Origin of the sequence: Mesorhizobium sp. IMUNJ 23033 (genome assembly GCF_044778005.1) — a bacterium.
In the GTDB taxonomy this organism is placed as follows: domain Bacteria; phylum Pseudomonadota; class Alphaproteobacteria; order Rhizobiales; family Rhizobiaceae; genus Mesorhizobium; species Mesorhizobium amorphae_A.
The window spans coordinates 204,820-226,839 of the sequence record NZ_JBJACT010000006.1 but is presented as its reverse complement, the minus strand read 5'-3'; the positions used below and the strand labels follow the sequence as shown (position 1 = coordinate 226,839).

22 protein-coding genes are annotated in these 22,020 nt (G+C 64.5%); 7 read left to right on the top strand and 15 right to left on the bottom strand.

From position 1 onward, the window contains the following. From ACFX5Q_RS10145 to ACFX5Q_RS10085, 13 genes are all read right to left on the bottom strand, one after another. Window positions 1-675: a response regulator transcription factor gene (locus ACFX5Q_RS10145; RefSeq protein WP_006199726.1), complete on the bottom strand. Its 675-nt coding sequence runs from the start codon at window positions 673-675 to the stop codon at window positions 1-3. Window positions 676-882: 207 nt separating this feature from the next. After that, a complete protein-coding gene (locus ACFX5Q_RS10140) occupies window positions 883-2,439 on the bottom strand; it encodes a Do family serine endopeptidase (RefSeq protein ID WP_404277336.1) in 1,557 nt (518 codons plus the stop codon). A 120-nt stretch (window positions 2,440-2,559) separates the two neighbouring features. After that, a complete protein-coding gene (locus ACFX5Q_RS10135) occupies window positions 2,560-3,024 on the bottom strand; it encodes a cytochrome c-type biogenesis protein (RefSeq protein WP_404277335.1) in 465 nt (154 codons plus the stop codon). Further along, window positions 3,021-5,003, bottom strand: a complete 1,983-nt coding sequence (locus ACFX5Q_RS10130) for a heme lyase CcmF/NrfE family subunit (protein ID WP_404277334.1) — start codon at window positions 5,001-5,003, stop codon at window positions 3,021-3,023. The genes ACFX5Q_RS10135 and ACFX5Q_RS10130 overlap by 4 nt, the downstream gene beginning before the upstream one ends. A gap of 5 nt (window positions 5,004-5,008) precedes the next feature. Next, window positions 5,009-5,452, bottom strand: a complete 444-nt coding sequence (gene ccmE, locus ACFX5Q_RS10125) for a cytochrome c maturation protein CcmE (RefSeq protein ID WP_120016928.1) — start codon at window positions 5,450-5,452, stop codon at window positions 5,009-5,011. Window positions 5,453-5,455: 3 nt separating this feature from the next. Further along, complete coding sequence (gene ccmI, locus ACFX5Q_RS10120; RefSeq protein ID WP_404277333.1) at window positions 5,456-6,595, bottom strand: c-type cytochrome biogenesis protein CcmI; 1,140 nt, start codon at window positions 6,593-6,595, stop codon at window positions 5,456-5,458. A 183-nt stretch (window positions 6,596-6,778) separates the two neighbouring features. Further along, complete coding sequence (locus ACFX5Q_RS10115) at window positions 6,779-7,222, bottom strand: hypothetical protein (RefSeq protein ID WP_404277332.1); 444 nt, start codon at window positions 7,220-7,222, stop codon at window positions 6,779-6,781. 118 nt (window positions 7,223-7,340) lie between these two features. Next, window positions 7,341-8,774 carry an ATP-binding protein gene (locus tag ACFX5Q_RS10110; protein ID WP_404277331.1) on the bottom strand — a complete coding sequence of 478 codons (1,434 nt, stop codon included), beginning with the start codon at window positions 8,772-8,774 and terminating at the stop codon, window positions 7,341-7,343. Continuing rightward, on the bottom strand, window positions 8,758-9,423 hold the full coding sequence (locus ACFX5Q_RS10105) for a response regulator transcription factor (RefSeq protein ID WP_006199718.1): 666 nt from the start codon (window positions 9,421-9,423) through the stop codon (window positions 8,758-8,760). The genes ACFX5Q_RS10110 and ACFX5Q_RS10105 overlap by 17 nt, the downstream gene beginning before the upstream one ends. 89 nt (window positions 9,424-9,512) lie before the next feature. Continuing rightward, window positions 9,513-9,812 carry a hypothetical protein gene (locus ACFX5Q_RS10100; RefSeq protein ID WP_404277330.1) on the bottom strand — a complete coding sequence of 100 codons (300 nt, stop codon included), beginning with the start codon at window positions 9,810-9,812 and terminating at the stop codon, window positions 9,513-9,515. A gap of 173 nt (window positions 9,813-9,985) precedes the next feature. After that, the gene (locus ACFX5Q_RS10095; protein ID WP_404277329.1) at window positions 9,986-10,393 is read right to left on the bottom strand and encodes a DUF3168 domain-containing protein; all 408 of its coding nucleotides are present in this window, start codon (window positions 10,391-10,393) and stop codon (window positions 9,986-9,988) included. A gap of 386 nt (window positions 10,394-10,779) precedes the next feature. Then, window positions 10,780-11,046 (bottom strand): DUF1488 domain-containing protein, encoded by a 267-nt coding sequence (locus ACFX5Q_RS10090; protein WP_192183447.1) that lies wholly within the window; start codon window positions 11,044-11,046, stop codon window positions 10,780-10,782. Further along, window positions 11,043-11,297: a hypothetical protein gene (locus tag ACFX5Q_RS10085; protein ID WP_404277460.1), complete on the bottom strand. Its 255-nt coding sequence runs from the start codon at window positions 11,295-11,297 to the stop codon at window positions 11,043-11,045. Before ACFX5Q_RS10085 ends, ACFX5Q_RS10090 begins: the two co-directional genes overlap by 4 nt. 316 nt (window positions 11,298-11,613) lie before the next feature. Between ACFX5Q_RS10085 and ACFX5Q_RS10080 the strand changes: the two genes are divergently transcribed. Further along, a complete protein-coding gene (locus ACFX5Q_RS10080; protein ID WP_006199711.1) occupies window positions 11,614-12,003 on the top strand; it encodes a hypothetical protein in 390 nt (129 codons plus the stop codon). Between the two features lie 102 nt (window positions 12,004-12,105). Beyond that, window positions 12,106-12,270: a hypothetical protein gene (locus ACFX5Q_RS10075; protein ID WP_404277328.1), complete on the top strand. Its 165-nt coding sequence runs from the start codon at window positions 12,106-12,108 to the stop codon at window positions 12,268-12,270. A 16-nt stretch (window positions 12,271-12,286) separates the two neighbouring features. Here ACFX5Q_RS10075 and ACFX5Q_RS10070 read toward each other — a convergent pair whose 3' ends face one another. Further along, a complete protein-coding gene (locus tag ACFX5Q_RS10070) occupies window positions 12,287-13,840 on the bottom strand; it encodes a trimethylamine methyltransferase family protein (RefSeq protein WP_404277327.1) in 1,554 nt (517 codons plus the stop codon). A gap of 12 nt (window positions 13,841-13,852) precedes the next feature. Continuing rightward, a complete protein-coding gene (locus ACFX5Q_RS10065) occupies window positions 13,853-16,267 on the bottom strand; it encodes an FAD-dependent oxidoreductase (RefSeq protein ID WP_404277326.1) in 2,415 nt (804 codons plus the stop codon). Window positions 16,268-16,380: 113 nt separating this feature from the next. Here ACFX5Q_RS10065 and ACFX5Q_RS10060 point away from each other — a divergent pair, with 113 nt between their 5' ends. The 5 genes from ACFX5Q_RS10060 to ACFX5Q_RS10040 all read left to right on the top strand — a co-directional run bounded on the left by ACFX5Q_RS10060 (window position 16,381) and on the right by ACFX5Q_RS10040 (window position 22,008). Next, window positions 16,381-17,019, top strand: a complete 639-nt coding sequence (locus ACFX5Q_RS10060) for a TetR/AcrR family transcriptional regulator (protein ID WP_404277325.1) — start codon at window positions 16,381-16,383, stop codon at window positions 17,017-17,019. A 158-nt stretch (window positions 17,020-17,177) separates the two neighbouring features. Beyond that, window positions 17,178-19,337 carry a transglycosylase domain-containing protein gene (locus ACFX5Q_RS10055; RefSeq protein WP_404277324.1) on the top strand — a complete coding sequence of 720 codons (2,160 nt, stop codon included), beginning with the start codon at window positions 17,178-17,180 and terminating at the stop codon, window positions 19,335-19,337. An 89-nt stretch (window positions 19,338-19,426) separates the two neighbouring features. After that, window positions 19,427-20,011 (top strand): DUF1214 domain-containing protein, encoded by a 585-nt coding sequence (locus ACFX5Q_RS10050; protein WP_404277323.1) that lies wholly within the window; start codon window positions 19,427-19,429, stop codon window positions 20,009-20,011. Then, window positions 20,004-20,552, top strand: coding sequence for a DUF1254 domain-containing protein (locus ACFX5Q_RS10045; protein ID WP_404277322.1), 549 nt, complete (start codon window positions 20,004-20,006; stop codon window positions 20,550-20,552). The genes ACFX5Q_RS10050 and ACFX5Q_RS10045 overlap by 8 nt, the downstream gene beginning before the upstream one ends. Window positions 20,553-20,946: 394 nt before the next feature. Then, on the top strand, window positions 20,947-22,008 hold the full coding sequence (locus ACFX5Q_RS10040; RefSeq protein ID WP_404277321.1) for a hypothetical protein: 1,062 nt from the start codon (window positions 20,947-20,949) through the stop codon (window positions 22,006-22,008). The last annotated feature ends 12 nt before the right edge of the window (window positions 22,009-22,020 follow it).

The window sequence follows — 22,020 nt, the reverse complement described above, 5'->3', positions numbered from 1 at the left end:
TCAGCCGCTCTTCAGCATGTAGCCGGCGCCACGAACCGTATGCAGGATCGGCTTGTCGAAGCCTTTTTCGATCTTGCCGCGCAGCCGCGAGACATGGACGTCGATGACGTTGGTCTGCGGATCGAAATGATAGTCCCAGACATTTTCGAGCAGCATGGTGCGCGTCACAACCTGGCCGGCGTGGCGCATCAGATATTCGAGCAGGCGGAATTCGCGCGGCTGCAGCGTGATTTCGCGCGCGGCGCGACGCACAGAGTGAGAGAGACGGTCGAGTTCGAGATCGCCGACCCGGTAGACGGTTTCGGCTTCGCGCGCGCTGGCGCGGCGGTTCAGCACCTCGACGCGGGCGAGCAGTTCGGAAAAGGCATAGGGCTTGGTCAGATAGTCGTCGCCGCCGGCGCGCAGGCCGGTGACGCGGTCGTCGACCTCGCCCAGCGCCGACAGGATCAGCACCGGCGTCGTGTTGCCGCGCGAGCGCAGGCCGGCGATGACCGACAGGCCGTCGCGGCGCGGCAGCATGCGGTCGACCACCATGACGTCATAGTCGCCGGCATCGGCAAGCGTGAAGCCGGTCTCGCCGTCGCCGGCGACATGGGCGGTGTGCCCGGCCTCGGCAAAGGCTTTCTCGAGGTAGTCCGCAGCCTCGCGATCGTCTTCTATGACAAGAATCTTCATAGACCCGTTATACGCGATTTCGCTGGAAGAATGAGTGGTGGCCGGCATTTGCGTCTGGGCCTTTTAAGTTAGAGCGGCAGCGGGCGATGGGAAGCCCGCTGCCGCCGGGGGAGGAACACGATGACTGACTAACGCATTCAGGCCCCGTGCTTTCCCGCGCGGCGGCTCGGGGGTGTTGAAACCGCCGCACCGGAAAAGTTTCGAATGTCAGCCCTTGGCGACAGGCAGGGCGACGAAGCGGTTGGAGTCGTCGCGGGTGATCTGCATCAGCACCGCCTTGCGGCCCGACTTCACCGCGTCGGCCATTGCCTTGGTGACATCGTCGGTTCCGCTCACCTCCACCGAATTGACCGAGGTGATGATGTCGCCGGGCTGGATGCCGCGATCGGCAGCGTCGCTGTCCGGGTCGACATCGGTCACAACCAGCCCCTTGCCCTTTTCGGACTTGGTAACGGTGAGGCCAAGATCGGCCAGCGTGTCGGGCTTTGCCGGAGCGGCGGGCGGCTGCTGATCGGTCGAGGCTTGCTTGTCGCTTGCCGGCAGCTTGCCGAGGTCGACCTTTATGGTCTCACTCTTGCCGTCGCGCCACACGATGACGTCGACCGACTTGCCAGGCGAGTAGGCGCCGATCAGACGGGCGAGTTCCTTGGGCGAAGCGACGTCCTTGCCGTCGACCTGGGTGATGACATCGCCAGCGGTGATGCCGGCCTTCTTGCCGGGGCCGTCGTCCTGCGCACTCGACACCAGCGCGCCCTTCTCGGACTTCAGCCCGAGCGACTCGGCGATGTCGGACGTGACCGGCTGGATCTCGACGCCGAGCCAGCCGCGCTGGACGGAGCCGTTCTTCATCAGATCCTCGACGACCTGCTTGGCGGTTGAAGCCGGGATGTCGAAGGCGATGCCGACGCTGCCGCCCGAGGGCGAGAAGATCGCGGTGTTGATGCCGACGACCTGGCCGTTGAGGTTGAAGGTCGGGCCGCCCGAATTGCCGCGGTTGACCGAGGCATCGATCTGCAGGAAGTCGTCATAAGGACCGGCGCCGATGTCGCGGCCGCGGGCCGAGACGATGCCGGCGGTCACGGTGCCGCCAAGGCCGAACGGATTGCCGACGGCCACCACCCAGTCGCCGACACGGACCTTGGAATCGTCGGCGAAGTCGACATAGGTGAACTTGCCGACGCCATCGACCTTGAGTACGGCGAGATCGGTGCGCGGGTCGGTGCCGATCAGCTTGGCGTCGAGCTCCTTGCCGTCATTCATCACCACGGTGAAGGCCGAGCCTTCCTCGACGACGTGGTTGTTGGTGACGAGATAGCCGTCATCGGAGATGAAGAAGCCGGAGCCTTGCGCCACCGGGCGCGGCTGGTCGTTGTTGTGGTCGCGGTGGTTGAAGCGGCGGCTGCCGAACTGGTTCTGGCCGTTCTGGTCGCCAAAGCCGCGGAATTCCTTGAAGAAGCGACGCAGCTGCGGATTGTCGGGCAGGTTGTTCATGCCGTCCTGGTCGTCCGACTGGTCGGAACCATCATCGGCCGCCGGCTCGATCTTGGCCTTGACCTTGACGCTGACCACCGCTGGCGAGACGCGCTCGACGATGTCGGCAAAGCCGGGAACCTGCGGCGCCTCGACACGCACGGCATCGGCCAGAACTGGAGCCGTTCCGGTGGTCACGACACCAAAGCCGACGGCGCCGGCAACGGCCAGCGAGGCAACGGCGGCCAGAAGGCGCTTGCGGGTGCGGGAATATGAATTGGGGGCAATATTCATGGGTCTCGTATCCTCTTTTGATTGGATGCGGCTTAGCCAGGACATCCTCGATCGAGAGGAATAGAGAGGCGCACATTACGGCGCCATTTCCGGTGCATGAAACTTTTGTAATGTTGGCGATCAGTCGCGCAGCATCTTGTCCAGCGCCGCCTGCTCCTCGGCGGTCAGAGCCTTCGTTGCCGTCGAACGGCGCGATCGCGCCGTGAGCACGATGAAGATGCCGCCGGCCAGAAGCAAGAGCACCGGCGTGCCCCAGAGCAAGGCATTGCTCAGGCTGAAGCGCGGCTTCAGCAGCACGAACTCGCCGTAGCGCGAAACGACATAGTCCATCACCTGCTGGTCGGTGTCGCCTGCGACAAGCCGCTGACGCACCAGGATGCGCAGGTCGCGGGCGAGATCGGCGTCGGATTCGTCGATCGACTGGTTCTGGCAGACCATGCAGCGCAGCCCTTCCGACAGGGTTCGCGCCCTCGCCTCCAGCGCGGGATCCGAGAGCACCTCGTCAGGCTTCACCGCGAAGGCGCTGCCGGCGAACAGCAGGGCCAGCAACAGCACCAGCGAAGCCAGCGAGAACCTTGCCATCATGACAGGCTCGCGGAAGGCACGAGTTTCTTGCGGCGCGACGGCGCGCCGACGCGCAGTCGGCGGTCCATCAGCGACATTGCCGCGCCCGCCATCATCACCAGGCCACCGCCCCAGATCAGCGTCACCAGCGGCTTCCACCACAGCCTGACGACGACGGAGCCGTCATTGCCCTCATCGCCCAGCGACAGATAGAGCTGGCTGAACCAAACAGTCCTGATGCCGGATTCGGTCGTGGTCGTCTGGCGCACCGGATAGAAGCGCTTGGCCGAGCTTATCTCGCCCCTGGCATTGCCGTCGGCGCCGATGACGACGAAGCGGCCGCGATCCTCGCTGTAGTTCGGCCCTTGCGCCGGGTAGAGCCCTTCGAAGCGCAGCGTGTTGCCGGACAGTTCGACGGTCTCGCCGGCATGCATGGACAGGATCTTCTCGGTGCCGAAGCTGAGCGTGCCGACGATGCCGAGCAGCGTCAGGCCAAGGCCGAGATGGGCGAGCGCGGTGCCGAACACCGAGCGCGGCAGGCCGGCGAAGCGCCGCAGCATGATGGTGGGCGTCACCGAACCGAAGCCCGATTTGACGGCGAGATCGGTGAGCGCACCGCAGACCAGCCAGACGGCAAGGCCGACGCCAAGCGCGGCAAACACCGAGGCGCCATCGACGAACAGGACCGTTACCAGCATGGCGGCAAGTGCCGCGGCAAAGGCCGTCATCAGGCGCTGCGCGGCGGCGAAGACGTCGCCGCGCTTCCAGGCAAGCAGCGGACCGAACGGCACGATCGCCAGCAGCGGCAGCATCAGCGGGCCGAATGTCAGGTCGAAGAACGGCGCGCCGACCGAGATCTTGCCGCCGGTGACGGCTTCGAGCGCCAGCGGATAGAGCGTGCCGACCAGGACGGTGGCGGTTGCGGTGGTGAGGAACAGATTGTTGAGGACTAAAGCGCCTTCGCGCGAGATCGGATGGAACAGGCCGCCGGCCGTCAGCCTCGAGGCGCGCAAGGCGAACAGTGCCAGCGAGCCGCCGATGAACAGCGTCAGGATGCAGAGGATAAAGACGCCGCGCGTCGGGTCGGTGGCGAAGGCATGCACCGAGGTCAGCACGCCGGAGCGCACCAGGAAGGTGCCGAGCAGCGACAGCGAGAAGGTGAGGATGGCGAGCAGCAGCGTCCAGATCTTCAGCGCCGAGCGCTTTTCCATGACGATCGCAGAATGCAGCAGCGCCGTGCCTGCCAGCCATGGCATGAAGGAGGCGTTCTCGACCGGATCCCAGAACCAGAAGCCGCCCCAGCCGAGCTCGTAGTAGGCCCAGTAGGAGCCCATGGCGATGCCGCCGGTGAGGAACATCCAGGCGACCAGCGTCCACGGCCGTACCCAACGCGCCCAGGAGGCGTCGATTCGGCCCTCGATGAGGGCCGCGACCGAGAATGAAAAGCAGATCGAGAAGCCGACATAGCCGAGATAGAGCAGCGGCGGATGGATGGCGAGGCCGAGATCCTGCAGCACCGGGTTGAGGTCGCGGCCCTCGATCGGGGCCGGATTGAGCCGGGTGAAGGGATTGGACGTCGCCAGGATGAACAGGAAGAAGGCGGCGCCGATAGCGCCCTGCACGGCCAGCACATTGGCCTTGAGCGTTGCCGGAAGGTTGGAGCCGAAGGCGGCAACAAGAGCGCCGAAGAAGGTCAGGATCAGCACCCAGAGCAGCATCGAGCCTTCGTGATTGCCCCAGGTTCCGGTGATCTTGTAGATCAGTGGCTGCAGCGAATGCGAATTCTCCCAGACGCTCGCCACCGAGAAGTCGGAGCTTGCGTAGGCGATTGCCAACGCCGCGAAAGAGAGCGCGGTGAGCGCGAAGCCTGTCACCGCCACCGGACCGCCGACCGCCATCATCTTCTGGTTGCCGGCGCGCGCGCCATAGAGAGGCACCAGCATCTGCACCAGCGACAGCGCGAAGGCGAGGACGAGGGCGAAATGTCCGGTTTCAACCAAGCGCGTTACTCACTCTTGCTCTCCTGCCAGACGCCCTTGGCCTTGAGGCCGTCGGCGACTTCCTTGGGCATGTAGCGCTCGTCATGCTTTGCCAGCACGCTGTCGGCGACAAAGACGCCGTCCGGGCCGAAACTGCCCTCGGTGATGACGCCCTGCTCCTCGCGGAACAGGTCGGGCAGGATGCCGGTATAGGTGACCTTGACCGATTTCTGCTTGTCGGTCACCGAAAAGGCAACGGTCGCGCCCTGCCCCCGCTCGATCGTGCCCTTTTCGACGAGGCCGCCGAGTCGGATACGCTGGCCGGGCTGGACGGTTGCCGTAGCAAGATCGCCGGGCATGTAGAAGTAGGAGGCCTTCTGGCCGAGCGCGTAGAAGGTGAGACCGGTGGCGGCACCGAGGAAAGCCAGCCCCGCGACGATCACTGACAATCTCTTCTGCTTGCGCGTCATCGTCTACTCCGTCACCGTCAGGCCGAGCGAGGCGGCAAAGGCGGTGAACTTTTTCGCTTCCTCGCTGTCGGCGCCAAAGACGGCTATGCCGCGGCTCAGCGCATCGCGCGCCTGGTCGGCCTTGCCAAGCACGACATAGGAACGAATAAGCCGCATCCATCCTTCCGTGTCGCGCGGGTTTTGTTTGAGCTTCTCGTCGAGCCCGGCGACCATGGTTTCGATCATCGTCTGGCGGTCCTGCGGCGACATCGACTGCGCCGCCTCGACCGCCTGTGCACCCGGGCCGTTGGCGGGCGCTCCCGACGCGACGGCCGTCTTCACGTTTTCGGCCAGCGCCTGCTCGACGGCGCGGCGCCAGGGCGATTCCGGCGGCAGTGTGCCGAGCATGTTCTGCCATGCCGCCGTTGCTTCGCCTGTACGGCCTTCCTGCGCCAGGCCCATTGCCAGGTAGAAGCTTGCCTTCGCATTGGCCGGATCGAGCTTCAACGCCGCCTCGAACGCGTCCTGCGCCTCGGCCGAGACGATACCGCCGGCGGCATTGGCGATCGCCTCGCCGAGGCCGGCCTGGCGGGCAGCACTTTCGCCGTCGAGGCGGATAGCGTTGCGATAGGCGCTCACCGCGTCGGAATAACGCTGCAGGCGCAGATAGATTGGCGCCAGCACGTCCCAGCCGCGGCCATCGGAAGGGTTGGCGGCCAGATGCGCCTCGGCGCGCGCCACCAGCTCGTCCACCGAGGAGTCGGCAGGATTCTTGGCGAGCCGCTCGGCGAGCGGCTGCGAAGGCAAATCGGGCGAGCCGAGCTTGATGTAAAGCCCCCAGCTGACCAGCGGAACCGCCAGCACCGCCACTGTCGCCACCAGCCTTGCCGCCAGCGATGGCCGCCGCGCCGCCACCGTGTCGGGCTGACCGGGAGCGCCGAGGCGCAGGATGCGGCGACCGATTTCGGCACGCGCCTCCTCGGCCTCGGCCGGCTGGATCAGGCCGCGCGCCACGTCGCGGTCAAGCTCGGACAGCTGGTCGCGATAGACTTCGAGGTCGTGGTCGCCGGCCGCCGACGCGCCCGTCGGGCCGCCGGCCAGCGGCAGCAGCACCGCAAGGCTGGCGCCTAGCGTGAGGATAGCGGCTATGACCCAGAACAGCATCTTTCATCCAATACCGGCAGAGCCCTGCCCTGCCAACATGGGCATCCTGCGACGCTTTGACGGCACGTGCGCCGTCTGTCCTTGACCGATGTCAACCGGATCGGATCTGAACCCGATCCGGCTTCCTCTTGATGCATGTCGTTATCCCAAAACCGCTGCGCACTTTTGGGCGACAAGCATTGATCAGGTCAGCGGCGTCCAGCTGCCGTCGGCATTGCGGCAGGCGGTGCCGCGCGCGGTGGCCCCGGCGGCGCCGCTGAACACCGTATGGGTGTATTGCCGGCAGTCCTGCGAGCCGACCCGATAAGGCTGGGCGGCAACGACTTCGCCCGAGCGGCCCGAACTGTCGCTTTTCCATGTCACCTTCTGGCCGCTCGCCGTGTATTCGAGCGCCTTGTATTCGGCTTCCAGCGCCTTGCGCTTGTCGGCATCGCTCAGTCCGGAGCCGATCGATCCGCCGACAAGGCCACCGCCCATGGCCGAAATGATCGTCGTCGCCACCTTGCTGCCGGCCTGAGGCGTGGCGGCCGGCGCCGGCGTGACCGCCGCGCCAGGGCCGCCCTTGCCCAACGTCCCACAGCCGGAAACGGCGAGCAGTGCGGAAAGGAGCGCGACGCGAATCTTCATGCCAACAACCGGATTTCTCGAGCAGGATGAACTGGGGGCCGCGCCATCGGGAAGCCGGCAAGGCCATAGTATTGATATTTGTCGGAAATTTGGCCGCGGCCCACCATTGAAAATAGCATCACTGAAGGCTCCGCAACCGCACCGCCGCCTTCAACCCGCCCATGACGGAGCGTTCAAGCGCCAGACCGCCTCCATACTCGTTGACGAGGTCGGCGACAATGGCGAGGCCGAGCCCCGTGCCAGGTTTGGTTTCGTCGAGGCGCCGTCCGCGCTTCAGCGCCTCGCGCGCCTTGTCCTCGGGAATGCCTGGACCGTCATCCTCGATGGCGATCTCGAACAAATTGGCATCCTTGCCGGGGACAGGCGAGACCGACACGGCGACCGCACCCCTGGCCCATTTCATGGCGTTGTCGAGGAGATTGCCCAAGAGTTCCTCCAGGTCCTCGCGCTCGCCGCCGAAGATGATGTCGGTGGCCGGCAGTGAAAGCGTGAGGGTTGTCTCAGGGTTGAGCTTTTGCAGCACGCGCACCATGCGCTGGACCAGGGGCGCCACCGGGGTGCGGTAGACGACGCTGTCGCGCTGGGCGGCGACGCGCGCCCGCTGCAGATAATGGTCGACCTGCTTCTGCATCGAGGCGGCCTGCTCGGTGATGAGCTGGCCCTTGGCGCCGCCGAGCGCCCGGCCCTCGTTGAGCAGCACGGCCAGCGGCGTCTTCAGCGAATGGGCGAGGTTGCCGACCTGCGTGCGCGAACGCTCGACGATGCGCTTATTGTTCTCGATCAGTGCGTTGGTCTCGTTGGCCAGCGGTTCGATCTCGGCCGGAAAACTGCCGTCGAGCCGCTGCGCCGTGCCCTCGCGCACCATCGCGAGCGCGTTGCGGACGCGGCGCAAGGGCTGCAGGCCGATCAGGATGGCGAAGGCGTTGATGGCGATCATGCCGACGCCGAACAGCGAGAGATAGGTCAGGAGGCGGCGCTGGAAGCTGGCGATCTCCTGCTCCAGTTCGGTCTGGTTGCCCATGACGCGAAAGCGCGCGGCGCGGTTCTTGGCATCGAGGACGAATTCGCTTTCGAACACCTCCAGCTCCTCGCCATGGATGCCTTCGCTGCCATAGCTGCGCTGGAAGCTAGTGTTGAAGGGAACCTCGGCGACGCTCGGCGAAAGAATCGCCTTGGTCATCGAAGAGGAGTGCAGTTCGCCATGCACGCCCTCGGAGGCCGGTTCAACCGACCAGTACCAGCCCGAATTCGGTTCGGAAAAGCGCAGATCGCCGAGGTCCGGCGCGCCGGTCAGCTGGCCGCTTTCGGAAACGCCGACCGAGCCGATAAGGTTGAACAGATGCGCCGAAAGCAGGCTGTCGAAGCCGCGCTCGCTAGCCTGGCGGTAGAGCGTGGTGATGAGGGTGAAGATGACGACCAGCGTCAGGATCGCCCACAGGGTCGAGAAGGCGATGACGCGAAACGCCAGAGAGCGCGGCCAGAACCGCGCCGAAAGCGTCTTGGAGACGACCGGTTTTGAGGTGAGAGGTTCCGCCTTACGCCTCCGGCTCACGCATGCGGTAGCCCATGCCGCGCACGGTTTCGATCATGTCGATGCCCATCTTCTTGCGAAGCCTGCCGACGAAGACCTCGATGGTGTTTGAGTCGCGATCGAAATCCTGGTCATAGAGATGCTCGACCAGCTCGGTGCGCGACACGACCTCGCCCATATGGTGCATCAGATAGGCCAGCAGCCGGAATTCATGCGAGGTCAGCTTCAGCGGCTGGCCGTCGACATCGGCCTTGGAGGCCTTGGTGTCGAGGCGCAGCGGGCCGCAGGTCAATTCCGACGAGGCATGGCCGGCAGCGCGGCGGATCAGCGCCCGCACCCGTGCCAGCACTTCCTCGATATGGAACGGCTTGGTGACATAGTCGTCGGCGCCGGCATCGATCCCCGACACCTTGTCGCTCCAGCGGTCGCGCGCCGTCAGGATCAGCACCGGCATCTTGCGGCCGCCGCGGCGCCAGCGCTCGACGACGCTGATGCCGTCCATCTGCGGCAGGCCGATGTCGAGCACCACCGCGTCGTAAGGTTCGGTGTCGCCGAGGAAATGCCCTTCCTCGCCGTCGAAGGCGCGGTCGACGACATAGCCGGCATCGACCAGCGCATCCGCTATCTGCCGGTTGAGATCCTTGTCATCTTCGACGACGAGCACGCGCATGACGGTTAGAACCTGTTGACGGATCCGGGGTCAGGTATAGGCCGATTCCGGCGGCCTGGGAAACGGAGGCCTGTAAGATGGAAGGTTGATCAGTTCAGCGGAACGACGAATTCGGAGCGGCGCGGACGCTGACCGTCCTTGCCTGGCACCAGCACGACGATGACGCAGACCGCCTGGCCACCGCGCGTTGTCTGAGAAGCCTTGGCCAGAGTGCCGCCATTCTGCTCGGCCACCTGCTGACCGATCGCGTAGCAGTCCGACGCAGCCAGCACGATCGGCTGCGTGTCGGCGGGCGCGACGACCGGCATTGCCGTCGCCTGCGACGCAAACAGGCCGGCCGCTGCAAGCGCCAGTGTCGCGGTTCGGAAATGGGAGCGAAGCGTTTTCATGGTCAGCGTTGTAACGCATCGGTGCTGAACGTGAAATGAACGGTGAACGCCCGAAAAACCATGCCCGCCACACCCCTGCAACGCGAGACAATCAAGCTGAGATTCCACCGCTCAACCCACTGAAACCAGCGAAGGTCCAGTCTAGACTCGGTTTCACCGATATTGAAAGCGCGTCAGGCGTTTTCCTGCGTGATGGCGCGAAAGCGCAGCATGCCATGATGGACCGCCAGATCCTCGTCATAGCGGGCCTCGGCGAATTCCAGCGACAGGCGTGTCTGGCCATGCGGGCCGATGGCCAGCGCCGCGTCGGCAAGGCGCGCCTTGATGCTGTCCATGATGACACGCGTCTCGGCTCCGCCATGGGCTTTCGACCAGACATGCAGCGTCACAAGCTGATCGGCATCGTTGTCGGCGCCAGTGTCCAGGTCAAAAGCGCTGGTCCGGCCACAGGTCACGTGGGGAAAGGCAGCGTTGTCGGTTGCCTGCTCGAGCAGGCCGGCGCCGCCCAGCAGCGCCGACAGCGAGGCATCGCTCTTCAATCTCAGGAATAAGGCCTGCAGCAAATCGTCGGGCGCCGTCATCGTTTTCTCCCTCGCCCGTTACGCCTTGAACAAGCTTTGTTGCACCACCGGCAATTCGCTTGCAGCCTAGAGCATGATCCCGAAAAGTGGAATCCGGTTTTCGGAAAAGATCATGCTCGAACAAAAAGATAGAGCCATCCCAATCCATTGGGGTGGAACAGGCCCTAGCCGCGTTGCGCGCGTTCCGCCAGATGACGACCCGCATGGTGGAACGGCACGAATCAGTCCGTCTTCTCCGGATCATGAACGCGCATGATCTCGGAAATACGACTCTGTCGCCGCCATGCGGGGAGATGCTCGACTGGCTGAACCGCAAAGATGTCGAGCGGCGGGCGAATAGGTGATCCTGCTGCCAACTCAGCCGGCTGACTGCGAACAAGATTCAGTTAGCGAAAATCAGCCGCTGTCAGCACATACATGCTCTTGCGGGTGCGGTCGTAGGCCGTCCTGGCGACGTCGTATATGGCGCTGCTGGCCGTATCGAAGGCGGCGAGATAGCCGGCCTCGTCGGCTGCGGTTTCGGGTCGCATCTTCGACATGGCATCCGCTGCGACCGAGAAGGAAATCTGGAACATGCCGTCATGGCCGACAAATCGGATGCGCCGACCCGCCGCGTCATAGCTGCGGCTGCGATTGGGGAATGTGAGGCTCATGACTTGACCTCCGTTGCGGCGATCTTCTTGGCCACCCGCTTCTTCTTCGGCGTCGGGTTCAGGGCCTCCGCCACGCGATCGGCCTCTTCCTTGGCCAGCCGCAATTCGCGCAGCCTTGCCGTCTTGATGATCCGGGCCTTGGCTTCGGACATATATTCGGCAGTCGCCTTGTTTCGCTCCGCAGTCTTTTTCTGCTTGTCGACAAAGCGGGCTTCAGCTTTTTCCATGATACTTTGATTGCCATCGGCCATCGACAAATCTCCGTTACGCTCGAAATCGTGAAAACGAACTTGTTCGATATAGATAGGCATTCGTCCGACAAAATTCAAACTTGGAAATATTTTAGATATTCCGAATATCGGAAAACGATCTGGCAAAATAATACGTTTTAATATTTCCACGTATCGCACGAATAATTCTTGGCACTCCTATCTATCGAGTGCCAATGCGCCTATACAGGAGCAGCGGCCACCCATGCCGGCTCCAGAAAGAAATTCCATGAAATTCCGGCCGCTCCGCGACCGGCCGGGCGACCTATCTCAACCCAATCAGGAAGGAACTTGTTCCGTGTCCACACAAAGCAGCAAGCCATCTCTCGCGCGTCGCTGGGAAGACTACCAGCCGGCCAAGTCCACGCTTTTCTGGGCATGCGCAGTAACCCTCGTCGCCACGCTGATCATCGGTTTCAACTGGGGTGGATGGGTGACAGGCGGCACCTCGCGCTCACTGTCGGCAACGGCCGGCGATGTGGCGCGGGGCAAACTGGCCTCGGCCATCTGTGTCGATCGCTTCAACGCAGCGCCCGATGCGGCCGCCAAGCTTGTCGAGTTCAAGGCCCTGACCGACAGCTACAAGAAGCGGCAGTTCATTGAGACGGGCGGCTGGGCGACCATGCCCGGAGAAGCATCGCCCGACAGGCTGGGCGCCACGAGCTGTGCGGTTGCTCTCGCGGCATGAACTCTTCTACCTCTTCGAGACAAACGAACTCTGCATAAGAGCCTGAAAGACAGCCGCCGGGGGATCTTCCCCGGCGCGACCCAGCGGCAAGGAGAACGACAAATGATAACGTTCGTACCGAAGCCAAATTCTGTACCGGCAACCGAACCAGCCGAGGAAAGCCGCTTCGACCGCATTCGCCGGCTTGCCGCCGACAAGCATCGGAAGGCCGACGCCGGCACGATACGCCGCGACCCCCAAAAGGCCGGCGACAAGCGCCCGATGTAGCGGGCGCATGTCCTGATCAGGAGACGGGTGCCGCGCCGCCCTGTTCGGTGCGGCGTGCGATGAACTCATCGAGGATGCCTGACGTAGCAGCGGCGGATGTCGGTGGCTGGAAGTCGGCGACCAGCCGCTTCCAGACACCCGTTGCTCGTTCGGTCGCGCTCTTCGAGCCGGCTTGCGTCCAGTTGCCGAAATTCGACCAGTCGGCGACCAGCGGCTCGTAGAAGGCGGTGCGGTAGCGCGCCATTGTGTGGCTGGCCGCGAAGAAATGCCCGCCCGGCTGCACTTCGGCTATGGCTTCGAAGCCGATCGCATCCTCGTCGCCAGGTGTTGATGCGCAGAGTTCCGCGACCGTCTGCAGCGCCTCGATGTCGGTAATCAGCTTCTCGAAGGAAACGCTCAAGCCCCCCTCGAGCCAGCCGGCGGCGTGGATGCAGACGGTGGCGCCTGCCAGCACCGAGCCCCACAGCGCGAACTGCGTCTCGTGGGCTGCCTGCGCATCAGAAATGTTGGCGGCGCTGCCACCGCCCGAACGCCAGGGCAGGCCGGTGAAGCGCGCCAGCTGGCCAGCCCCCAGCGTCGCCTTGACGTGCTCCGGCGTGCCGAAGGCCGGCGCGCCCGACTTCATGTCGACATTGGAGGAGAAGGAACCGTAGACGACCGGCGCGCCCGGCCGCACGATCTGGGCAAGGGTCAAGCCCGCCAGCGCCTCGGCATGCTGCAGCGTCAGCGCGCCGGCCACAGTGATCGGCGCCATGGCGCCCGCCAGGCAGAACGGTGTGATGATCGACACCTGGCCGGCGCGGGCGAAGTCGATGATGCCTTGCGCCATTGGAATGTCGAGCTGGCGCGGCGAGTTGGTGTTGATGACGGTGTAGCAATGGGCGCCGGCAAAGAATTCTTCTTCGGAGAACCCGCGCGCCAGCCTGATCATCTCGAACCCGTCTTCGACCTGCGGCGTGCCGCGCGCGAAAATGAACGGGACTTTGTCCGACAGCGTCAGCTGGGCGCGGTTGACGGCATAGTGGCGGAAGCGATTGTCGACGTCCTGCGGCTCGATGCACGGGCAAAGCATATGCAGCACGTCGAAATGCTGGATCAGCTTGGTCAATTCCTCAAAAGCGGCAAGCGTTCCTGGCCGCCGGCCGCGTTCGAGATCGGTGACGTTGGGCGCGCCGGCCCCGGCGAGGAAGGTCATCGAGCCGAGTTCGAGCATCAGGTCACGGCTACGGTCGCCCGCCAGCGCCCGGATGGATTTTGGCGCCGAGGCCAGTGCGGTCGCGACGATGTCGCGGCCGATGCGTACCATCTGGCTGTCCTCGTCGACCAGCGCGCCGGCGCGGGCGAAACGCTCACGCGCTTCGGGCAGCAACACCTTGATGCCGAGTTCCTCCAGCACGCGCAGTGCCGTATCGTGGATCGCCGCCACCTGATCGTCCGAAAAGACCGGCTGCGGCAGGAACGGGTTTTTCAGCGAGCGGTAGTCCGGGCGGCGGCTCGACTCGCTGCCGGCCTCGCCGGTGCGGCCGCGCCGGCGCTCGCGCCTGGTGTCGCGTGCAGCGTCATCAACCATAACAGTTCCTCCTCATTGCCGCATCGCCTTGCCCTCGGGGTCGTAGGGCGAGGCCGGAATGACGCGCGCCGGCCGCTCGACGCCGACGATATGCACCGACAAGGCGGTGCCTTCTCGAGCAAAATCGCGATCGACAAGCGCCAGCGCCAGGCTCTTGCCGACCGTGTAGCCATATCCGCCTGAGGTGACGAAGCCAACGCGCCGGCCCTGATGCCAGACCGGTTCGAAGCCGCTGGCGTCGGCGTCAACGGCATCGACCTCGAGCGTCACCAGGCATTGTCTGATGCCGCCGCCATCGCGCTCCGTCAGCGCCGCATCGCGGCCGATGAAATCGCCCTTGGAGAAAGCAATGAAACGGTCGAGTCCGGTCTGGGTAGGCGTGTAGGCCTGGGTGAATTCGCGCGACCAGATGCCAAAGCTCTTTTCCAGCCGGAGCGCATTCAGCGCATAGAAGCCGACTTCCGCTAGGCCGAGATCCTCGCCGGCCGCAAGCAACGTGTCGCGCAAGGTGGCATGCATGGTGGCCGGACAATTGATCTCGAAGCCGACCTCACCGGCGATCGACAGCCGCGCGACACGTGCTTGCGCCATGCCGATGTCGAACGCGCCGCAGGCCATGAACGGCAGGGCGTTCGCCGAGACATCCTGATGCGTGGTGCGCGCGACGATTTCCCGGGCATCCGGCCCGGTGACGAGGAAACCTGAGATCGTGTCGGAAATGTCGGTGACAGAGACGCCGTCGGCACCATGCCCCTCGAACCAGCGCATGTGGAATTCCCTGAGATAGTAGGAGCCCATGATCCAGTATTGGCCGCCACCCCAGTTGAAAACGGTGAGATCGCCCTTCAGCCTTCCGTCATGGCCGAGCATCGGCGCCAGCCTCACCTGCCCCGGCTTCGGCAGCCTGCAGGCTAGTAGCCGGTCGAGCCAGGCTTCCGCGCCCGGCCCGGACACGGCGTAGCGCGAGAAGGCGGAGGTGTCGACGAGACCGGCGGCGCGGCGCACCTGCAGCGCCTCGTCGCCGACGATGTCGAAGGCGTTGGAGCGCTTCAGCGTGGTGTTTTCGCGAAAACCCATCGGCGCGAAATAGGCGGGGATTTCCAAGCCCCAGGACGAGGTCCATTCGCATCCGGCAGCGCTCATGCCGTCATAGGCGCCGGGGCGTTTCAGCGGTCGGCCGGCAGGCAGGCGCTCGTTGGGAAAGGTCATGACGAAGCGGCGGGCATAGAACTGCCGCGTCGTCTGTTTCAGATACTCGCGGTTGGCGGCAAAGGCGCCGTAGCGGGCGATATCCATGCCGAAGATGTCGGCCTCAGGCTCACCATGGATCATCCATTCGGCCAGCGATTTGCCGACGCCGCCGCCCTGGCTGAAGCCGGCCATGACACCACAGGCGACCCAGTAGTTGCTGAGGCCGCGCACCGGCCCGACGATCGGGTTGCCGTCGGGCGTGAAGGTGAAGGCGCCGTTGACCCATTTGCGGATGCCGGCGGTGGCGAGGCAGGGAAAGCGCTCATAGGCTTTGGCGAGTTCCGGGCTGATGCGGTCGATGTCTTCCGGGATCAGCTCGATGCCGTAATCCCAGGGCGCGCCGTCCATGTTCCAATGCTTCGGGTTCTGCTCGTAGACGCCGAGCAGCACGCCCTTGCGCTCCTGGCGGAGGTAGGCAAAGCCATCGAGATCGACGGCGAGGCCGAGTTCCTTGTCGAGGGCGGCGACCTCCGGAATGTCCTCGGTGACGAAATAGTGATGCTCCATCGGCGTCACCGGCAGCTCGACGCCAGCCATGCGGCCGAGCTGCTTTGCCCAGAGACCGCCGGCGTTGACGACATGCTCGGCGACGATCATGCCCTGTTCGGTGAAGACGTCCCAGCCGCCGTCGGCGCGCTGCTTGAGGTCGAGCACCCGGTTGCGCAGGATGATTTCGGCGCCGCGCTTCTTCGCCGCTCCAGCATAGGCATGGGTAGTACCATAGGGGTCGAGATGGCCTTCGTTGGAATCGTAGAGGCCGCCCAGCACATCGCTGACATCGACGATCGGGCAGATCTCCTTGATTTCTTCCGGGCTCACCAGCCGCGCCGTCTCGATGCCGACCGACTGGAACACCGCCCAAGCCGATTTCAGCCATTCCCAGCGGGCGGGGTCGCTGGCCATGTTGACGCCGCCGGTCATGTGCAGGCCGGCATTCTGGCCGGACTCGGCCTCGATCTCGCGATAGAGTTTTATCGTGTAGTCCTGCAACGCCGCGACGTTCGGGTCGGCGTTCAGCGCATGGAAACCGGCAGCCGCATGCCAGGTCGAACCAGCGGTCAGTTCGGCGCGCTCGATCAGCGCCACGTCTTTCCAGCCGAAGCGCGCCAGGTGGTAGAGAACCGAGGCGCCAACCACCCCACCCCCGATGACGACTGCGCGATAGTGCGACTTCACGAGCCTCTCCCTCTCGTTGGAGGCTCTCACCATACAGGCACTGTACATATGTGTCTAGACACTTGTGTACAGACCGCTTGCACGCCGCTGCGCGCCATGGCACTTGTGCGGACATGATCATGATTGCACCCCAGGACGAGCCGGCGCCAGGCAACATCAAGGTGACGCGCTGGGACTGGATCAATCTGGCGCTGCAGACGCTGATTTCGGACGGCATCGAAAGCGTGCGCGTGCTGCCGCTCGGCCAGAAGCTCGGCGTCTCGCGCTCGAGCTTCTACTGGTATTTCCAAAGCCGCCAGGACCTGCTCGACCAGTTGCTCGCGCACTGGCACGACACCAACACCAAGGCGATCGTCGAACGCGCCGGGCGCCCGGCCGAAAGCATCATCATGGGCGTCATGAACGTCTTCGAATGCTGGGCCGACGAGCGGCTGTTCGATCCCCGGCTGGACTTTGCCATTCGCGAATGGGCGCGCCGCTCCGACGATGTGCGGCGCATGATCGACCAGGCGGACGACGAGCGCCTCGTCGCCATCCGCGACATGTACCGCCGGCACGGCTACGACGAGGAAGACGCCTTCATCCGCGCCCGCGTGCTCTACTACATGCAGATCGGCTATTACGTGCTCGACCTCAAGGAGCCGGTCGAGGCCCGGGTCAGTCATCTCGCCGCCTATCTGCGCAGCTTCACCGGCCAGGAGCCGAGCGAGGCCGACGTGGCGCATTTCATGCGCTTCATCGCGGCGCGCTGACATCGGCCGGGCGCTATCAGCCTCGAAGCCTTCTCTACCCAGTCAACAAACCGCGCGGTGTGGCTTCGCTGCCCTTGTGAGCAGTGCTAAAATGGACGAATAGTCTTCTCCGGGGCGCCGTCTTGAAATCAGGTCACGGCGTGGGGCGGAATTCTGGAATGACCAGTCCTTTGATGCCACGCAAGAGAAGAGGTCCGATCGCCGCGGCGCTGCTGGCGGTGGATGCGTGGCTCGATTCCTCGCTCTACGAGATCGGCTTCAAGGCACGCCAGTTCTGGGAAGCAGCTACCATCTTTTCCCGGCGTTTCCGTGTCAAAGGCTGGCGGCGCGGCATCGTCGAAGTGCTGAGCGAAGGGTTTACGCTGGGCGCCGGCGGCATCGTGGTGCTTTTTGCGCTGGCCTTGCCAGCCTTCCAGATCACCACCGGCGACTGGCGCACCCAGGGCGACTTCGCCGTCACTTTCCTCGACCGTTACGGCAACGAGATCGGCCAGCGCGGCATCATCCAGCGCGATTCGGTGCCGGTCGACGAGATGCCCGACCATGTCATCAAGGCGGTGCTGGCGACCGAGGACCGGCGTTTCTTCGACCACTACGGCATCGACGTGCTCGGCCTGTCGCGCGCGATCTTCGAGAATGTGCGGGCCAATTCCGTCGTCCAAGGCGGTTCCAGCATCACCCAGCAACTGGCCAAGAACCTGTTCCTGAGCAATGAGCGCACCTTGCAGCGCAAGATCAAGGAAGCCTTCCTGTCGCTCTGGCTGGAGGCCAATCTGTCGAAGAAGGAGATCCTGCAGCTCTATCTCGACCGCGCCTATATGGGTGGCGGCACGTTCGGCATCGAGGCGGCGGCGGATTTCTATTTCGGCAAGAGCGTCAAGGATCTGAACCTCGCCGAGGCAGCGATGCTGGCCGGCCTGTTCAAGGCGCCGACCAAATACGCACCGCATATCAACCTGCCCGCCGCTCGCGCGCGGGCCAATGTGGTGCTGTCGAACCTTGTCGATTCCGGGTTCATGACCGAAGGCCAGGTGCTGCAGGCGAGGCTGCATCCGGCCGACGTCGTCGATCGCGGCGAACAGAAGAGCCCGGACTATTTCCTCGACTGGGCCTTCGACGAGGTCAAGAAGATCGCCGCCAAGTCCGGCCAGCACTCGCTCGTCGCCCACACCACGTTCGATGCCAACATCCAGAAGGCGGCTGAAGAGTCCGTCGAATTCCACCTGCGCCAGTTCGGCAAGGAATACAACGTCACCGAAGGGGCGGTGGTGGTCATCGAGACCAATGGCGCGGTCAGGGCGATCGTCGGCGGCCGCGACTATGGCGCCAGCCAGTTCAACCGCGCCACCAAGGCACTGCGCCAGACCGGCTCGTCCTTCAAGCCCTATGTCTATGCCACCGCCATGGAGCACGGCTTCACGCCGGACTCGGTTGTTTCCGGCGGCGCGATCAGCTGGGGCGGCTGGTCGCCGCACAATTACAATGGCGGCTCGGCCGGCAACGTGACGCTGATCACGGCGATCGCCAAATCGATCAACACCGTGCCGGTGCGACTGGCCAAGGACTATCTCGGCATCGGCCCGATCAAGGCGATGGCCGAAGCGATGGGCGTGGAGTCGCCGCTCGAAGGGCACAAGACCATGGTGCTCGGCACGTCGGGCATGACGGTCATGGACCAGGCGACCGGTTACAGCGTGTTCGCGCAGAACGGTTTCGTCGGTTCGCGGCACGGAATCACGCAGCTCGTCACCCGTAGTGGCGAGGTGGTCTACGACTGGGCCAAGGACGCGCCGCCGACGCACCGCGTGCTGTCGGAACAGGCGCTGAAATACATGAACACCATGCTGGCGGCAGTGCCGGTGATCGGCACGGCACGGCGCGCTCTGCTTCCCAACATCGTGGTCGCCGGCAAGACCGGCACGACGCAATCCTACCGCGATGCCTGGTTTGTCGGCTTCACCGGCAATTACACCGCCGCTGTCTGGCTCGGCAATGACGACTTCACCCCGACCAAGAACATGACCGGCGGCACGCTGCCGGCGATGGTGTGGCAGCGGCTGATGGTCTACGCGCACCAGAACATCGACTTGAAGCCGATCCCCGGCCTCGATCATCCCTTCGTCGATCCGGAAGTCGCGGCCAAGGCCGAGGAGGCGGCAAAGAAGAACGCCGAGCAGGCGGAGGCCGAAGCCGCCGCCGAGCGCCCGCCGGTGCTGTCCAGCCGCACCACTCAGACGCTGCGGGAGATGACCAAGATGTTCCAGGCAGCGCCCGTGCTCGAGCCGCCCAAGGCGCCGGAGACGCTGTCGGCGCTCTGAGCGGCCAATTCAGCCGGACGCCGGCCTTGCCACGAGCCCCTGCCCCGCGATATCCCCGAGCGGCAATCCTTTGTTGTTCCCGGCCCCTGATGCTCAAGAACGCCTTTCTGACGCTCGTCGCGCTTGCCATCGCCATCGGCGGCGGCGGCAGCAGCGTCTGGTATGCGCTGAAGGCACAGGACGGCGTCGGCGCGATCAGGATCGGCCAGTGGACCGCCTTCCCCGAGATCGGCACGCAAGCGGCCGACCCCTATTCGAAGGCACGCGTGGCACGCGAGGGCGTGCTGGCGCTCGGCCGGGCCGAGGGGCTCTCCTTCATCGCCGAACGCGATGCCGGCGGCGACCAGCTCAGGCGCGAATGCGCCTACATGATCGAAGGCGGCTTCCCAACCGCCCGTTTCTGGACCCTCTATGCCGCCGACCAATCGCTCGGCGTGGTCGACACCGACAGGCCGAGGCTTGCGGCTCTGCAGTCCTATCAGGTGCTGCGCCAGCCCGACAATTCGGTGATCATCACCGTCGGCAACCGCCCGGCCCCTGGCAATTGGCTTCTGACCGAGGGCTTCGGACGGATGTATTTCGTGCTCACCTTCTACGACACGCCGATCGCCAGCAGCACCGGCCTTTCCGATGTGACGCTGCCCAGGATCGTGAAGGCCGGCTGCAATGCGTAAGTTGCTGCACACCGTCCTGCTCGGTCTGCTCGGTGCCGGCATCGTGCATATCGTCGTCTTGATGCTGGTGCCGGAATTTTCCGAACGCGACGCCTGGTCGCGATTGGCGATGGCCTCGGACCTCTATAAGATGACCAGGCTCGACGCCGAGGCCGGCGGTGCGCCGGTGGTGAAATCCGTCGATCCCCTATTTTACGCCGCGGCCTGCCGCTTCGACCTCGCCGAGGGCATGGTGCGTATCAAGGCGCCCGGAAACGTACCGTTCTGGTCGGTCTCGGTCTATGACCGCAGCGGCCACAACCTCTATTCCTTCAACGACCACAGCGCCACCGGCGGCGTGCTCGATACCGTGGTGCTGACGCCGGCTCAGATGATCGATGTGCGCAGGCAACTTCCCGAGGAGCTGCAGGGCGCGATCTTCGTCGAAGCGCCGATCGAGGAAGGCATCTTCGTCATCCGCTCCTTCGTGCCCGACGACAGCTGGAAACCTGTCGTCTCACAGTTCCTGGAGCAGAGTTCCTGCGAGCTGCAGGACTACTGATTTCGACCGCGGCGCCCTAATGATGCGGGACCGGCGTCCTCGGCGCACCCGGCTTGTCCGGACCGCTTGGCCTCGCATCGCCGGTTAGCGGCGAAGGTTCGTAGCGGACGCCGGGGAAAATGATCACCGCCGCCGGCGTACCGGTGTTTTGACTTGCTCGATTGGTTGGTGCCGTTCGCGGCACGAAAGACAGTACCATGCCCATGGTTCGCGCATTCCTCTCGGTTGCCCCGGAGCACAACGCAACGCCTCCAAATATGATTAAGGCGGGCAGAGGGTTAACGGAGCGCTAACGGATCGTCGCTAACTTGATCTTTGTTCTTGGTAATCGCGAAACCGACACAGTCCCGGTCGAGCGTGGTCCAAGTCGTGTCGAGTGTCGGGCGTATCCTCCGTGTCATCTTCGGATTTCAGGCAAATCGCTATTCGGGCTGAAGCGGGAAAGGCCGAAAGGTTGTTCCGCGCCGTGGTGTCGGCATTCTGCTCACTCACCCGGCCCTCGCGCCGCGAGATCGCCCAGCTCGAAGATCTGACGCTGCCGCTGTTCAGCGAGGTTTCGGTCGAATCGCGCCGCTATGTCGCCGCGGCACTTTCCGAATGCGAGTATGCGCCTAGCGCCCTGGTGCGGCGCCTGGCCGAGGAGCCGGTCGATACCGCCGCTCCCCTGCTGATCCGCTCGCGGGCGCTGAGCGACATCGACCTCATCGCGCTGATCGGACGGCACGGCCTGCCGCATGCGCGCGCCATTGCGCGGCGCAAGGACCTGAACCCGACCATATCGGATCTGATCAAGGCGCTTGAAAAGCCGACGCTGGTCAGGATGCGGCCGCCGCAGACGATCGTGACGGCAATGCCGGCGAAAACCGAGGCAGCGCCGGGCAATGCAGAAGCGGTGCCGGCGAAGGAAGCGGCCGCCGCTGCAGCCGACGCGGAAACGCGGGAGCCCCGCGGCAATGCCGCCGAGAACGCAAGGCGCCGGCTGCGCGCGATGATGCGCCCCGATACGGCCGGCGAGGATGTCAGCGTCAATCCGTTCCTCGGCCAGGCGAGCTACGTCAAGCTGCGCGAGACGGCGCTGACCGGCAATGCCGCCTTCTTCCAGACCGCGCTCGCCGATGCGCTCGACATCGATTTTCAGACGGCGCGGTCGCTGATCGAACAGTCAAGCCATGCCGCGCTGCTTACCGCGCTCAGGGCACTCGACCTCAGCGAGGACCGGGCCTTTCTGATCGCGGTCGCCGTCTTCCCGAGGGAGTTTCCGCATCCGCAGGCAATCCGGCTGTTCCTCGACCGTTACCGGCTGCTGCATCGCGAGGCGGCGCTGGACAGGGTGCGCGGCTGGAAGGCAGAGGCATTGTCGCGAGCGATCCGTGGCAATGGCCCCGAAGTGGCGAATGCCGAGAGCCGCCAGTCGTCGAACGGCGACGATCCGGCCGCCAGCCGCAAGGCATCCTAGAGATCAATCCAA